Raw genomic sequence first — 13,370 nt, 5'->3', positions numbered from 1 at the left:
CCACGACGGCCCGCGGAGCTCGTGGGCGGCGACGGACACGACGTACTGGACGGGACGGCCCGGGTCGTCGAGGACACCGGGCGCGACGTGACGGCCGAATTCGTCGAGGGGGCCCGGCGCGCCCTCGCCGCGGCCCGCCAATCCGGCTGCACCCGGGCCCTGTTGATGCCGCGCAGCCCTTCCTGCGGGCGGGGATCGGTCTACGACGGGTCGTTCACCGGCAGTTCGGTCGCGGGCGACGGCGTCACCGCGGCGCTGCTCGAACGGAACGGCATCGCGGTGCGGCCCGCGCCGGGGGTGTGAGTACGGCGATCCCGTGCCCGTGTGGTGCACATGCGCACTGCCGGTGCTACAGCGGCCAGTTGGCCAAGCGCCGATGCGAACGCGTCATTTCCCGTATTCGTCGAACCTTCATTCACTGATGCGGTGGCAGACTTCGGTCCGCCGTCCCCGGCGGGATGCCGGTGGACGACCGACTCGGCGAAAGGAGGCCCTCCTATGAGGAAGAGGGTCAGCGCGCTTCTCGCAGTTGCCACGCTCGCCACCCTGGCACTCACCGGCCAGGCCGCCGCAACACCGTCCGCACACGCGTCGGCCGACGCCACGAGATCCACGACCACGGCGAGAATCAAGGCCACCCAGGTCCTGTACGCCACCGCCGTGCTGGAGCGCGGCCAGTCCTGGAGCTCCGACACGGCCACGCTGGTCATGCAGACCGACGGCAACCTCGTCGTCTACGACGAGTTCGGCCGGGCCCGTTGGAACGCCAACACCGTCAACCAGGGCTGGCGGGCCGTCTTCCAGGAAGACGGCAACTTCGTCGTCTACACCCGCTCCGGCAAGGCGGTCTGGAACTCGAAGACCGCCGGGCACCCGGGGTCCCGGCTCGCCGTCCAGGACGACGGCAACGTCGTGATCTACGACGGCAGTCAGGCCATCTGGAACACCCGCACCGCTCACTGATCAGGTCCGTCGGCGGGCCGGTTTCCCCGGCCTGCCGACGGTGTGTGCCGTCAGCCCGGGGGCCACGCCTCGATCAGCCTGATGAGCGGGTCGCCGTTCCGCCGGCCCTCGATGGCGCACGCGTAGTACTCACAACCGTGCCCCTCCACCATGGCGCTGGAGGCGTGGCTGCCCGGCGGGCCGCCCACCGCCGTGAACCCGACCGGGACACCGGCCATTTGATAGCGGAGCGTGGCCGCACCGGATTCCCAGGGGTAATGGACCGAGGTGATCCGGAAGGTGTCGGACGCGTCGGGGTGGAGGACATGGCCCGTGCCGGGTGCCGGGTCGTCGAAGGTCCCGGCCACGGTCCGGGACGTGAGCACCAGCGAGTGCGCCGTCTCGTTGCTGACCGTGACGTCGTAGTGATCGCAGGCGGGCGGCGGGGCCCCGGTCTCCATGGCCTTGTCCCGGAGCTCGGTGAGGTAGGACTTGTTCATGCCACCAGGGTCGGGGCCGGGGCTCCCGCCCGGTGTCGGCCGATCGACAGGGGTGCGCGGAGGGGACACGGCTCCCCCGTCCGGTGGGCACGGAACGGGCACGGAACGCTAACGGCCCGCTTCCGCGGCCCTGGCCGCGCGCCGCGCGAAGACCTCGTCCCGCCGGGCCTCCATCTGCCGCAGCGCTTCCTTGCGGTCCCGCTTGGAGAGGCGGTCGAGATAGGTGTGGCCGACGAGGTGGTCGGTCTCGTGCTGGAGGCACCGGGCGAAGTAGCCCGTCCCCTCGATGACGACGGGGTCGCCGTCCTTGTCGACGCCGCGGACGACGACGCGGTCGGCGCGGGGCACGTCCATGACCGCTCCCGGCACGGACAGACAGCCCTCGCTGTCGTCGAGGAGCCGACGGCTGCCCGCGCCGGGCTGCTCCAGGACCGGATTGACGACGTGGCCGACGTGCCGGATCCCGTCGTCGTCCGGGCAGTCGTACACGAACAGCCGCAGGCCGACGCCGACTTGGTTGGCGGCCAGGCCGGCCCCGTCGGCCACGTGCATCGTCAGGAACATGTCGTCGATCAGCGCCGACAGCTCCGGAGTGCCGAACTCGGTCACCTCCCGGCACGGGCGGCTCAGGACTTCCTCGCCGACCACCGTGACCCGGCGCACCGAGCCCCGTTCCGCCTCCGGCGGGAGAGCCGGGTAGGCGTCGACGGGACGGCCCTGCACGCGGACGCGCCGGTCGACCGGACGGGACCGGTCATGACGGACAGGCATCGCTGTCTCCCCTCCTCTTCGGCAAGATCACTTGCCATGTACTTTGCAAAGTAGCAGACTTTGCAAAGTGACTGAAGAAGATGCCCTCACCCCTCGCGAGGGACTGCGCGAACACGAGGTCCGTACGGCCCTGCTGGAGCTGCTCGCCGAGGTCGGCACCGTCACGGCGACCGAGGCCGCGGCCCGGCTGGGCCACAGCTCCGGGCTCTGCTCGTTCCACCTGCGGCAGCTCGCGCGCCACGGGTACGTCGAGGAGGCCCCCCACCACGGAGGCCGCGTCCGCCCCTGGCGCCTGACGCGACGCGCCCCCGCCGCCGGGGCGTCCGCGGACGGCGAGCTCGGGGACGACGGGTTCGGGACCCTCGCCCGGGGGCTGGAGGACGAGAGCTGGCAGCACTGGCTGGCGCAGCGGGAGACGGCGCCCGCCGAGTGGCGCCACGACGAGGCGTTCAGCGCCGTCGCCTACCTGACGCCGGAGGAGATGGCCCGGGTCGCCGACGCGATCCGGCGGGCGCTCGCGCCCTACCAGGACCGCGAGCAGCGCCCCCTGGCCCGGCCCGAAGGGGCCCGACCGGTGGCCCTCATCAGCCGGCTGTTCCCGCTCCTCCCCCAGTAGATCCCCCTGGATCCCCCTGGGCGCGCGGCGTCAGCTCGGCTTGGCGGGCGCGGAGTTGGTGTGTCGGATGGCGGCGCGGAGGTGTCCGGCCAGGCGGACGGGGTCGCCGACGGCCCACAGATGGAAGTAGAAGAGGCGGGGCTGGTCGGTGAGCATGTGACTGTGGAAGGCGACGATGTCGATCTTCCCGCGCCGCAACGCCTTTACCACAGCGGGCACTTCGCGTGCGGTCACGGCGATGTCGCCGTTCAGCAGGGCCTTGTCGCGGCCGAGGGGCTGGAAGATCAGGGCGCTGGTGCTGCCCGTCATCCTGGGCAGGACCCGGTCGTGGTCGGCCACGGTCTCCTTGCGGGCGTAGGTGACCTTGTAGACCTTGCCCTGCGCCCGCCCCTCCGCTCCCAGGGCCCGGTCCACGGCCGGTCCGTCCAGGGCCAGGGGCACGTCGTGGGGAGTGCCCCGGACGTGCGGCGTGCCGGTGACGTCCAGGACCGCGCGCAGCGCACGGGCCAGGGCCAGCGGGTCCCGGCCCATGCCGTGGAAGTGCAGCCACCACATCGCCGGGCTGTGGGCCGGCAGGTGCTCGTGGAGGGACGTCTGGGTCAGGCCGCGGGCGACCAGCACGTCGTGCACCTTCCGCACCTCGCGCTCGGTGACCGCCAGCTCTCCCATCATCATCGTCCGCCGGTCGGGATAGCGGATGAAGGAGACGAACGACCCGATCGCCGCGACCCGTTGCCCCTGGCAGACCACCTTCAGATCGGCGCGGGGGAACCCGACCCCGTAGGCCCGGCGGTCCACGACCCTCCCCGGATGACCGAGCACGTCCGCCACTCCCCGCCAGTCGGACTCCCGGGTGAGGGACGGCCGGATCGGCGCCGGGTGCCGGTCCCGCGCGTCCGCGGTGTCCGTCGCGAGGAGCACGGAGGCGAGGGCGATCAGTCCCGCCAGGCACCGCCGGACCCGTAGCCGCGTCGCGCTGCCCGCTCCCACTCCCGCTCCCTGTGACCGGCCGTCCACCATGCGTGCCTCCGACTCGTCCCGTCCCGTCTCGTCCACCACCCATGCCATGCCGCGATTCCGGGAAGCGCGATACGGGAGGGGCCATTCGGCGCACCGGCTCCCCGGGGGGTCTCGTCGCGAGGAATATCCCTTGCACACACCTCACGGGAAATGGATCCTTGTCCTGTCATGCGTACCAATAGCCTGTGGATCACCCGCGCCGAGACCGGCGCCGACATTCCCGTCGTCCGCGAGATCGTCCTCGCCGCGTTCGACACCCCGCTGGAGGCCGACCTCGTCGACGCGCTGCGCGCCGACTCCTCCTGGATCGACGGCCTGTCCCTCGTCAGCGCCGATGAGCACGGCACCCCCGTCGGCCACGCCCTGCTCACCCGCTGCCACATCGGCGACGTCCCGGCACTGTGCCTGGCCCCCGTCTCCGTCCGGCCCGAGCAGCAGAAGAGCGGCGCCGGTTCGGCCGCTATCCGCGCCGCGCTCGCCGCGGCGGGGGCGATGGGCGAGCGCTACGTCACCGTCCTGGGACACCCGGCGTACTACCCGCGCTTCGGTTTCGGCCGCGCGTCCCTCCACGGGATCGGGGTGACCTTCGACGTCCCGGACGAGGCCCTGATGGCCCTCGCCCTGGACCCGGCCCACCCGCTGCCCGCCGGCACCATCCGTTACGCGGCTCCTTTCGGGATCTGACGGCCCCTGGACCGCCGTTGTGGTCCGGGAGCGCTCCCGGACCACAACGGCGGTGCGGCACTCAGTACCCGCGGTAGGCCGTGACGTCAGTGGTGTGCGCGTGGCCCCTGACGTCCAGCAGCACGCGTATCGGGTGACCGGTGTAGTAGTTGCCGATGGCGTGGTACTCCGTCCAGTCGCACGGCTTCCACCCGGTGCCGGCGACGATCCTGCCGGTCTTGGTGTCCTTGAACCGGACCTGGGCCTCGCCGCCGTCGTGGTTGTTCCAGCACTTGAGCGTGATCTTCGCAGAGTTCGCGGGCCGGGGCAGGGTGAAGTTCTGCGACTCCCAGTGCTTTCCGTGCTTGTTGAGGTAGTCGGCGGAGATCTTCGCCGGGCCCCAGACGTGCTTCCAGGTGGTCCGGAGCTCGGCGCCGTCGCGGGAGTCCGCCGTGTGGACGGCGCCGGCGGACGCGGCCGTGGCGGCGGTGCCGCCCGGCGCGGCGGCCATGGACGGAGCCGCGGCCAGGACGCCGCCGAGAACCGCGGTCGTGACCGTCAGGGCGATGCGCTTGCGTACATACATGTCTCGGGTTCCTTCCCCCGCTGTTCGGGAGGGCGGCGCGGGGTGGACCGCGCCGCCCGGTTGCACCACAGACCCTGACGGGTCACATCCGCAACTGCCAGACCTCACGGCCCAGTCGGGGCTTCCTGGGACGTCCCACGGCCCGGCCTGCGGAGACGTCATGTCCCACGACGCACGGGTGGGACGCGACGGTGATGGAGGGAGAGCCGGGGCACCCGGATCCGGGCCGCGGCGAGCGGTTGCCGCTCAACTGCCGGGCCGGTCCGTGCCGTCGAGCGGGCGCACCACCCGGGCCGGGTTGCCCACCGCCAGGACGCCGGGCGGCAGGTCGCGGGTGACCACGGATCCCGCGCCCACGACCGTGTTCTCGCCGATCGTCACCCCGGGGCAGACGATCACTCCCCCGCCGAGCCAGACGTTGTCGCCGACCGTCACCGGCAGGGCCTTCTCCCAGCCCGCGCGGCGGCGTTCGGGGTCCAGCGCGTGCGTGGGGGTAAGCAGTTGGACGTTCGGGCCGATCTGGGCGTCCGCGCCCACGGTGATGGGGGCGGCGTCGAGGAAGACGGCGCCGAAGTTGACGAACGCCCCCGCCCCGATGCCGATGTGGTAGCCGAAGTCGCAGTGGAACGGCGCGCGGATCCTCACCCCTTCCCCGACGGAGCCGAGGAGCCGTGTCAGCAACGCGTGGCGTTCCTCGGGGCCGGACAGGGATGCCGCGTTGTACGCCGCGCAGAGCTCCGCGCGGCGGCGGGTGTCCGCGACCAGCTCGGGGTCGTCGGGCACGTACCATTCGCCGGCCAGCATGCGTTCCTTGTTCACTCCCACGGCGGTCGTCCTCTCCTCGTCGACGTCGCGACTCTAACGAGGCCGTCGGCGGCCAACTGCCGTGGATCGTCCGTTGTTTGCCGGCGGGGTCACCCGGTCGCCAGAAGCGCGGCGATCACCGCGGCGGCGGGAGGGCCGTCCAGGAGGCGGCGCAGTTCCGTCGCCCCGTCCCGTCGCTGCTGCGGCGTGAGGGAGAGGTAGCGCTCCAGGCGTTCGTTGAACGTGCCGCGGAACCGCGCGTAGAGGCCGTCGTCCTCCCGGACCCGGCCGGCGACGGCCGCCAGGGCCTCGGTGCCCGCCCGGTCGTCCTCGGGCGGCGCGTGGCCGGGCAGGACGTCCGAGAAGCGCCCGGCAAGACGGCCGAAGAGGGTGCCGGCGAGCTGCCGGACGGTGAACGTGTGCGCGTAGTGCTGTTCGTGGAGCGCCAGCGGCAACCGGCCCAGGAGCGTGGCCTCGTGGAGCGCCGAGAGGCCGGGGGCGAGCAGGTAGTGCGGTGTCCTCGCCACCTGGCGCAGCAGTTCGCGCTGCGGCAGGAACCGGTGGTCGACCCGGCACCCGGCCGTCCGGAGCGTACGGGCGCGGTGGCCTGCGTACGGGCCGCCGCAGAGCAGGACGCCGGTGAACCGGGGCCAGTCGGCGAGCAGGTCCGGGATCCAGCGGTCGAGGAGCCGGAGGTAGTCGTTGTGGACGTCGAAGTCCAGCAGGAAGTTCTTGAAGCCGCCGGTGTTGACGATCAGGTCGTAGTGCGGCCCGCTGTCCGCCGGTTCCTCCGCCCGCGCCTCGTGCAGGCCTTCCAGGTCGACGAGCGGGCCGGTCAGGTGCATCGGGCGGTCCGCACCGGCGTCGGCGAACCCGGCCATGCGCCGGGAGACGCCCGGGAAGTTCTGGACCACGCTGTGGTCGGCCAGGAAGTGGGCGGCGAGGACGCGTTCGTGGGGCGAGAGGCGGGCCAGGTGCCGGCGGGCCGCCGGGAAGGAGTCGCGCGGTACGGTCGCGCACAGCTCGCGGATCCGCGCCAGCGGGTGCCGGTGCTGCCAGAAGCCGAACAGGCAGTCCACCAGGACCACCGGGCGGCGCGCCACGACGGAGCGCAGGACGAGGTCGGCGTCCATGACGGAGACGACCCGGTCGCTGTCGGCCAACAGCCGGTCGTGGAGGTCGCCGTTAAGGTGGTCATGGATGCCGTCGAAGGCGGCGGCGTTGCGGCGCGCGAACGCCGCCGCGACACCGTCCCCCACGAACACCCGCTCGTGCGCGGCGAGTTGCCGGGCCACGGCGACGAGCACGGAGGCCGGGCCGAAGCCGCAGTTCTGGGCTCCCATCAGGACGCGCATGGCGCGTCGGTCAGGAGCGCGGCGAGCCGGGCGGCGAAGGGGGCCGGGTACTTGGCGTAGCCGGAGTGTCCGCCGGGGAACTCCACCAGCTCCCTGCCGAGCCGGCGCGCCAGGACGGCCGCCGGCCGGTGCACGGTGTGGGTGCGCGAGTCCCGGCCGCCGGCCGGCACCACCCGGTCCGCCAGGGCGGCCAGTGCCGTGACGTCGGGTACGCAGCGGACGGACGGCCGCATCACGTGGGAGAGGAAGAACTCGCTGTTGTCGGCCGCCTCGGGCAGGTCCGGGGCGGGCCTTCCCCCGAAGACGGCGCAGAGCCTCTCCATGGCCGCGGGCACGCCGTCCCGGCGGTACGTCGCGTACACCTCGTCGAAGAACGCGGCATGCCGTACCGCGTCGGGCAACAGCCCCATGGCGGGCGGCTCGTGGGCGACCGCCAGCCGGATCCGGTGCGGGTCGCGGACCAGCAGCTCCAGCGCGATCAGCCCGCCCGCGCAGCTGCCGAACACCCGTACCGGCTCGTCGTCCCGGGCGAGGTGGCCGAGCAGCCGCGAGGCGTCGTCGGCCTGGGTGCCGAGCCACGGCTCCGGCGGGGGTGCGCCGAGCGCGCTGCGCGAGATACCGCGCGGGTCGTAGGTGACGACGCGGTGACCGGCGGCGAGCTCGTCGGCCAGCCTACGGAAGACCTCGGCGTCGGAGGCGCCGCCCGGGACGAGCAGCAACAGCGGCCCCGGCGCCGCGCACTTCGAAGTACAGCCGGGCGCCCGGTACGGGCAGCGACCCGCGCTCCGTCGTGTCCATCACCCTCCCGATCGCTGCGGCACAGGACCTTGCGCAAGGAGGCTACGCGCGGGACGGGCCGCGCGGACAGGCGTACGCAGGCCGTCGTGCGCGGCCGTACGGGTCCGTGCCCTGTCCGTCGCTCCGGCACGCCCGTCTGCGGGCCGTACCGGCGGGGCAGGGAGATCCCATGGTGTCCAGTGCGAGAAGAACCGTGGAACGAGCCGCCGCGACGCTCGGCGGAAGATCTGTGCGGGTGGCCGCCCTGTTGGCCGCGGTGGTCCTCGGCACGGCCGCCCCGGCGCCGGCCTCCGCCCATGCCCGGGATTCCGGCCCGTTGCAGTGCCTGGGCACGGAATCCGTCACCTACAGCCCCGGGGTCACGCTCCTGCCGCGGCCCATCCACGTCACGGTGGACGGGCGGTTCGGTTCCTGCGCCGGTGGCGGTGGAGCGGTGAAGAGCGGCGGCTATCACGAGGAGTTCACCCTCTTCACAGGCTGCAACAATCTCCTCGAAGGCTTCCGGGCCCGCCGGACCTACGCGTGGAACACCGGTGATTCCAGCACCGCCGACATCGCCGGGAGCAGTACGGCCGTGGCCGGCCAGGTGGTCACCCCGGTCGCCGGCACCGTCACCCACGGCCGCTTCCGGGGGCGGGGGGGTGCTCCAGCTCATCCCCCTGCCCCAGCCGGGGGTGCTGCAGTGTCTGTCGGGCGGTCTCACCGGCGCGACGGGGCCGACGACCCTGACGGTCCTCTGAGCCGTCATGGGTACGGGCGTCACGCGCCCCGCCAGATGTTGTCGAAGGCGGCCTGCTCGATGGCCCGCCGTTGCCGTACGGCCGCCAGCTCCATCAGCGCGTCGTTGACCGCCGCGAGGACGGTCTGCACGGCCTCGCCGGTCCCGGCCACGGCGTCCTCCGCGTCCCCGGCGTTCCCGGCGTCCTCGTCACGGATGCCGACGGCCGCCACGAGGGCCGCGAGGACGGGTTCGTCCGAGGCCCGGCGGTCGGCGGCCCGGCGCCGGTCGGGGGAATCGGCCAGTGCCGTCCGCCCGTCCTGGAAGGGCCGCCAGTGGCTCCGCCGCCACACGAGCCGCCCCTCCGCCTCCAGGGCGTCCAGATAGGCGGTGGCCAGGCCGCGGCCCCTGCGCCACAGCCAGTCGGCGACGGACTCGTACGGCGCTTCCCTGACCAGTGACGCTGCGGCCTGGTCCGCCAAGGGGTCGGCCGCGCCCGTCGGGGGGCCGGGCAGGATCCGGTCGCCGTCCAGCGCGACGGCTCCGGCGGCCAGGAGGTCGATCAGTTCGGCCCCGGCCAGCGCGAGCGACAGCTCGCCCTGCATCACCGGGCGGCCGGGCGCCGCGTCCAGGGCGCTGATCATCAAGTCCCGGGGTGTGGTCATGACAGGCTCCCCACGAGGGGCGTCGGCAGGTGGTGCGACGCCCCTCGTACACGAGCCTAGGGAGCGGGGACCGCCGCTGCACCCTCACGGCGGCGGTCCGTCCGGCCGGGTCAGGCCACCGGTGCCGGGTAGGTCGGGTACTCCACGCCGGAGACGTGCTGCACGACGCGGATGACCTGGCACGAGTAGCCGAACTCGTTGTCGTACCAGAGGTAGAGGATCGCGTTGTCGCCCTCGACCTTGGTGGCACCGGCGTCGACGATCGACGCGTGGCGCGAGCCGATGAAGTCGCTGGAGACCGCGTCGGGCGCGCTGATGAAGTCGATCTGGCGCTTGAGCGGCGAGGTGAGCGACACGTTGCGGAGGTAGTCGAGGACGTCCTCGCGGGTGGTCTCGCGGGCGAGCTGCAGGTTGAGGATCGCGATCGAGACGTCCGGCACGGGGACGCGGATCGAGCTGCCGGTGATCTTCGCCTGGAGCTCGGGCAGGGCCTTCGCGACGGCGGAGGCGGCGCCGGTCTCGGTGATGACCATGTTGAGCGGCGCCGAGCGGCCGCGGCGCTCGGAGCTGTGGTAATTGTCCAGCAGGTTCTGGTCGTTGGTGAACGAGTGGACGGTCTCCACGTGACCGCGCAGCACGCCGTACTCGTCGGCCATCGCCTTCAGCGGCGGGACGATCGCGTTGGTGGTGCAGGACGCGCAGGACAGGATCTGCTCGTCCGGCTTGATCGTGTCGTGGTTGACGCCGTGGACGATGTTCGGGACGTCGCCCTTGCCCGGCGCGGTCAGGACGACCTTGTCGATCCCGGGGCGCAGGTGCTGGGACAGGCCCTCGCGGTCGCGCCACTTGCCGGTGTTGTCGATGAGGATGGCGTCCTTGATGCCGTACGCCGTGTAGTCGACCTCGGACGGGTCGTTGGCGTAGATCACCTTGATCTCGTTGCCGTTGGCGGTGATCGTGCCGTTCGCCTCGTCGACCGTGATCGTGCCCTGGAACTGGCCGTGGATGGAGTCCCGGCGCAGCAGGGAGGCGCGCTTGACGAGATCCCCGTCGGCCCGGCCGCCGCCCCCGCGGACGACGATGGCGCGCAGCCGCAGGCCGTTGCCGGAGCCGGACTTCTCGATGAGGAGGCGGGCGACGAGGCGGCCGATGCGGCCGAAGCCGTAGAGGACGACGTCGCGCCCGTCGCCGCGCTCGATCTTGTTGGCCCCGGTGGCGCCGGCGACGGCCCGGGCGGTGAACTCCTCCACCGACAGACCGCGGTCGTCGGTCCGGTACGTCGCGGCGAGCATGCCGATGTCGATCTGGGAGGGACCGAGATCGAGCGTGGTGAGGGCCTGCAGGAAGGGCAGCGTCTCGGTGACCGAGAGCTCCTCACCGGCTATCTGGCGGGCGAACCGGTGGGTCTTGAGGATGCTGACGACCGACTTGTTCACCAGGGAGCGGCTGTGGACCAGGACGGTGACGTCCCGCTCCCGGTGCAGCTTCCCGATGATCGGGATCATCGACTCCGCAATTTCCTCGCGGTTCTTCCAGTTGGTGAACGTGTCCTCGTTGACAGTCACAGGGGTATCTCTTTCGAGCTAGGCGGCGCTCACATGCTAACCCCATGGACTTTCGCCCCTTCAAGGGGTGTGACCGGAGTGACACATGTCCGGTCTGCGCGTTTTGTGCGATACAAGCCGGCCCCGGCGTGCGGAAGCCCACCGGGGCCGGCCGGTCCGTGAGCGCCGCCGCTCAGACAGCGGCGAACGCCATCTCCGCCGGGCGGACGACGACGTACCCCTGGCCGGGGGCAGCGCGGAAGCCCTGCGGGTCCCCCGCGAGGTACTCGGAGATCGGCGTCTTCACGTGGTACAGGACCACCGACTCGGTGACGCCGAAGATGGCCGGACAGTCGGTGAACAGGGGCGCTTCGGCCTGCACATAGGCCAGGCCGGCCCGGAGGTGGGCGTCGGTGACGGGGGCGTCGCCGGCGCGGTGGGCGACGATCTCCTGCACCATCGCCTCGCAGGTGGCGGCGAACTCCGCGTCCTCCGCGAAGGCGCGGTCCGTCCGCTGCCGCACGGCCCGGTACTCGGGCACGTCCAGGAGTTCGGAAAGGGCCCGCACGCGGAACCGCTCGGCCGCCGTTCCCAGCCTCTCCAGGGACCGGTTGATCCGCCGCCGTACGTCGCGGACGGTCGACTTCACCGATTTCGCGGCGCTCTCCGGCGTGCGGCCGTCGGCCAGGAGCATGTCGTCCAGGGCGGTGTCGACGTAGACGACGTCGATCCGCTCGTAATGGTTCTCCGCCCATGCGAGCAGCGCGGTGAGCCGGTCCTGATTGAAATAGCTGTTCCCGGCGCTTATTCCGATGAGGGCGTGTTCCGCGCGCTGCCAGATGCGCCGGCAGTTGTCGCCGAGAGGCTCCCCGTGCATCTCGATGCGGGGGGCCTCCGTCAGCACGTGCGGCGGCATAACGTCTTCTCCTCTGGGGGGTTCATGGATCCGCTCAGGAGGCCGGGGAGGACGAGGCGTCCTTCAGCGTGTCCGCCATCTTCAGGCAGAGTTCGTCGAGGATGCGGGCGATGTCCGTGTCGCCGCCCATGGGGGCGAACATGACGCCGTCCAGGCGCTCGCGCACCTCGGTGAGCCCGGGCGAGCTGCCGCCGGCCCGTTCGAGGATCTCCAGCGTCCGGCGCGCGGCGTCCGCGCAGCGGAAGGCACCATAATCCGAGGGCTCGTTGAGCAGGCCCCGGCCGCTGCTCAGCAGGTACGCGGCGAGCAGGGCGATGTCCTCATGCAACCGGTTCTGCGGCACGGTTTCCCCAGACTTCATAGCTGATCACCTCGTTCTTGTCGCGGCGGTCGGAGGGCGTGGGCGGCTGCGCGGCGCGCCCGACGGGCACGAGCAGCACCGGTTCGAGCGGCTCCGGCAGGCCGAGCAGGTGGCGCAGCACGTCCTCGCGGAAGCTGCTCACGGGGCAGCCGCCGAAGCCGAGGGCGTGGGCGGACAGGAGCAGGTTCTCCACGGCCATGGCCACGCAGAGCTTCGAGGTCTCGTAGATCTTCCGGGATATCTCACCGGTGAACCCGGCCGTCAGCCGCCGGTCGATACAGGCGACGACGACGAAGGAGGGCGTTCCGATGATGCCGGGGGAAAAGGCCCGCAGCAGCCGCACGTTCGCCGGATCGCGCACCACGACGAACGACCACGCCTGTTTGTTGGACGCGGTGGGTGCGGCGAGCATGCACTCCAGCATCCGGTCGATGAGTTCGTCGTCGATGGGTTCCGGTGCGTAATTCCGGAGGACGGTCCGGGTGCGGATGACGTCCAGCACGTCGGGCAGCGTTTCCGGCAAGGGACTCTTTGGCATCACTTCCCTTTCTCTTGCCCCTCTGGGCAACAAACGCCACTTGTGTACCGCACGTTGACAAGCGGGCTCAAGGAGTCACCACGGCAAGATCTGCGGACATCACGCGGAACCGGTTGTTCAGTGACGAAGGGGATGAATGGCCGAACACCCGCTATTGGTCGGCGCCTTCACCGCCCCGGAGGCCGCGCGCGCCGCGCGGATTTCGGCCGGGGGCGTCCCGCACCGATGGAGTTCAGAGAGGAACAGGCTTGTCCAGATGGCCTTTTCGGCCATCCATGCGCATCCGAGGCGTCATCACCGAGGGCCGTAACGGGGTGATTTGAGCCGATCCGCACCCTTCCCGTCCCAGAATGTGGGATAGATGACGTAGGCGGCCGCGCCGGGCGCGGCGAAGCCTCCCCGAGTCGCACACCGTGAGCGACGCATCACGCCGTGCACAGGATCACCGGTGCTGACAAGTAGTGATCATCGGCCAGCCGTGGACGGCCCCCGGACCGGCCGGCCGAGCACCCCGGGAAGCGCTTCCACCCTGGTCGACTTCCGGTAACCCCCGACCCGGCAGGCCGCCGATCG

At 71.8% G+C, this 13,370-nt stretch carries 16 protein-coding genes; 4 read left to right on the top strand and 12 right to left on the bottom strand.

What is annotated here, in order from left to right; all coding sequences use genetic code 11:
- On the top strand, positions 1-303 hold a 303-nt coding region (locus tag ABD794_RS11930; protein ID WP_344963010.1), incomplete at its 5' end, for a 2-thiouracil desulfurase family protein.
- A 195-nt stretch (positions 304-498) separates the two neighbouring features.
- Positions 499-963 carry a hypothetical protein gene (locus ABD794_RS11925; RefSeq protein WP_344963008.1) on the top strand — a complete coding sequence of 155 codons (465 nt, stop codon included), beginning with the start codon at positions 499-501 and terminating at the stop codon, positions 961-963.
- Positions 964-1,013: 50 nt separating this feature from the next.
- On the opposite strand, the gene ABD794_RS11920 is transcribed toward ABD794_RS11925, so the two are convergent.
- Together ABD794_RS11920 and def are read right to left on the bottom strand one after the other, a co-directional pair.
- Complete coding sequence (locus tag ABD794_RS11920) at positions 1,014-1,442, bottom strand: hypothetical protein (protein ID WP_344963007.1); 429 nt, start codon at positions 1,440-1,442, stop codon at positions 1,014-1,016.
- A 108-nt stretch (positions 1,443-1,550) separates the two neighbouring features.
- Entirely contained in the window at positions 1,551-2,213 is a 663-nt protein-coding gene (gene def / locus ABD794_RS11915) for a peptide deformylase (RefSeq protein ID WP_344963005.1), read from the bottom strand.
- Between the two features lie 67 nt (positions 2,214-2,280).
- Between def and ABD794_RS11910 the strand changes: the two genes are divergently transcribed.
- Positions 2,281-2,829: a winged helix-turn-helix transcriptional regulator gene (locus ABD794_RS11910; protein WP_344963003.1), complete on the top strand. Its 549-nt coding sequence runs from the start codon at positions 2,281-2,283 to the stop codon at positions 2,827-2,829.
- A gap of 30 nt (positions 2,830-2,859) precedes the next feature.
- Here ABD794_RS11910 and ABD794_RS11905 read toward each other — a convergent pair whose 3' ends face one another.
- Positions 2,860-3,897 carry an LppY/LpqO family protein gene (locus ABD794_RS11905; RefSeq protein WP_344963001.1) on the bottom strand — a complete coding sequence of 346 codons (1,038 nt, stop codon included), beginning with the start codon at positions 3,895-3,897 and terminating at the stop codon, positions 2,860-2,862.
- A gap of 120 nt (positions 3,898-4,017) precedes the next feature.
- Between ABD794_RS11905 and ABD794_RS11900 the strand changes: the two genes are divergently transcribed.
- The gene (locus ABD794_RS11900) at positions 4,018-4,533 is read left to right on the top strand and encodes a GNAT family N-acetyltransferase (protein ID WP_344962999.1); all 516 of its coding nucleotides are present in this window, start codon (positions 4,018-4,020) and stop codon (positions 4,531-4,533) included.
- A 61-nt stretch (positions 4,534-4,594) separates the two neighbouring features.
- Here ABD794_RS11900 and ABD794_RS11895 read toward each other — a convergent pair whose 3' ends face one another.
- The 9 genes from ABD794_RS11895 to ABD794_RS11855 form a co-directional block, all read right to left on the bottom strand.
- A complete protein-coding gene (locus tag ABD794_RS11895; RefSeq protein ID WP_344962997.1) occupies positions 4,595-5,098 on the bottom strand; it encodes a hypothetical protein in 504 nt (167 codons plus the stop codon).
- 246 nt (positions 5,099-5,344) lie between these two features.
- The gene (locus ABD794_RS11890; protein ID WP_344962995.1) at positions 5,345-5,923 is read right to left on the bottom strand and encodes a sugar O-acetyltransferase; all 579 of its coding nucleotides are present in this window, start codon (positions 5,921-5,923) and stop codon (positions 5,345-5,347) included.
- An 89-nt stretch (positions 5,924-6,012) separates the two neighbouring features.
- A complete protein-coding gene (locus ABD794_RS11885; protein ID WP_344962992.1) occupies positions 6,013-7,257 on the bottom strand; it encodes a hypothetical protein in 1,245 nt (414 codons plus the stop codon).
- The gene (locus ABD794_RS11880; protein WP_344962990.1) at positions 7,245-7,976 is read right to left on the bottom strand and encodes an alpha/beta fold hydrolase; all 732 of its coding nucleotides are present in this window, start codon (positions 7,974-7,976) and stop codon (positions 7,245-7,247) included. Before ABD794_RS11880 ends, ABD794_RS11885 begins: the two co-directional genes overlap by 13 nt.
- Before the next feature lie 838 nt (positions 7,977-8,814).
- Positions 8,815-9,438 carry a GOLPH3/VPS74 family protein gene (locus ABD794_RS11875; protein ID WP_344962988.1) on the bottom strand — a complete coding sequence of 208 codons (624 nt, stop codon included), beginning with the start codon at positions 9,436-9,438 and terminating at the stop codon, positions 8,815-8,817.
- A 110-nt stretch (positions 9,439-9,548) separates the two neighbouring features.
- Positions 9,549-11,003 carry a glyceraldehyde-3-phosphate dehydrogenase gene (locus tag ABD794_RS11870; protein ID WP_344962986.1) on the bottom strand — a complete coding sequence of 485 codons (1,455 nt, stop codon included), beginning with the start codon at positions 11,001-11,003 and terminating at the stop codon, positions 9,549-9,551.
- A 172-nt stretch (positions 11,004-11,175) separates the two neighbouring features.
- Complete coding sequence (locus tag ABD794_RS11865; protein ID WP_344962984.1) at positions 11,176-11,898, bottom strand: tRNA-dependent cyclodipeptide synthase; 723 nt, start codon at positions 11,896-11,898, stop codon at positions 11,176-11,178.
- A 34-nt stretch (positions 11,899-11,932) separates the two neighbouring features.
- On the bottom strand, positions 11,933-12,241 hold the full coding sequence (locus tag ABD794_RS11860) for a DUF6092 family protein (protein ID WP_344962982.1): 309 nt from the start codon (positions 12,239-12,241) through the stop codon (positions 11,933-11,935).
- The gene (locus tag ABD794_RS11855) at positions 12,219-12,797 is read right to left on the bottom strand and encodes a nitroreductase family protein (protein WP_344962980.1); all 579 of its coding nucleotides are present in this window, start codon (positions 12,795-12,797) and stop codon (positions 12,219-12,221) included. The genes ABD794_RS11860 and ABD794_RS11855 overlap by 23 nt, the downstream gene beginning before the upstream one ends.
- Between the last annotated feature and the right edge of the window lie 573 nt (positions 12,798-13,370).

This window comes from Streptomyces thioluteus, assembly GCF_039535865.1.
This window is presented reverse-complemented; position numbering and strand designations above follow the sequence as displayed.

Excerpts from the sequence above, each read along its gene's own strand:
- ABD794_RS11925 (WP_344963008.1), top strand. The coding sequence starts at position 499 with ATGAGGAAGAGGGTCAGCGCGCTTCTCGCAGTTGCCACGCTCGCCACC.
- ABD794_RS11920 (WP_344963007.1), bottom strand. The coding sequence starts at position 1,442 with ATGAACAAGTCCTACCTCACCGAGCTCCGGGACAAGGCCATGGAGACC.
- def (WP_344963005.1), bottom strand. The coding sequence starts at position 2,213 with ATGCCTGTCCGTCATGACCGGTCCCGTCCGGTCGACCGGCGCGTCCGC.
- ABD794_RS11905 (WP_344963001.1), bottom strand. The coding sequence starts at position 3,897 with ATGGCATGGGTGGTGGACGAGACGGGACGGGACGAGTCGGAGGCACGC.
- ABD794_RS11900 (WP_344962999.1), top strand. The coding sequence starts at position 4,018 with ATGCGTACCAATAGCCTGTGGATCACCCGCGCCGAGACCGGCGCCGAC.
- ABD794_RS11895 (WP_344962997.1), bottom strand. The coding sequence starts at position 5,098 with ATGTATGTACGCAAGCGCATCGCCCTGACGGTCACGACCGCGGTTCTC.
- ABD794_RS11885 (WP_344962992.1), bottom strand. The coding sequence starts at position 7,257 with ATGCGCGTCCTGATGGGAGCCCAGAACTGCGGCTTCGGCCCGGCCTCC.
- ABD794_RS11875 (WP_344962988.1), bottom strand. The coding sequence starts at position 9,438 with ATGACCACACCCCGGGACTTGATGATCAGCGCCCTGGACGCGGCGCCC.
- ABD794_RS11865 (WP_344962984.1), bottom strand. The coding sequence starts at position 11,898 with ATGCCGCCGCACGTGCTGACGGAGGCCCCCCGCATCGAGATGCACGGG.
- ABD794_RS11855 (WP_344962980.1), bottom strand. The coding sequence starts at position 12,797 with ATGCCAAAGAGTCCCTTGCCGGAAACGCTGCCCGACGTGCTGGACGTC.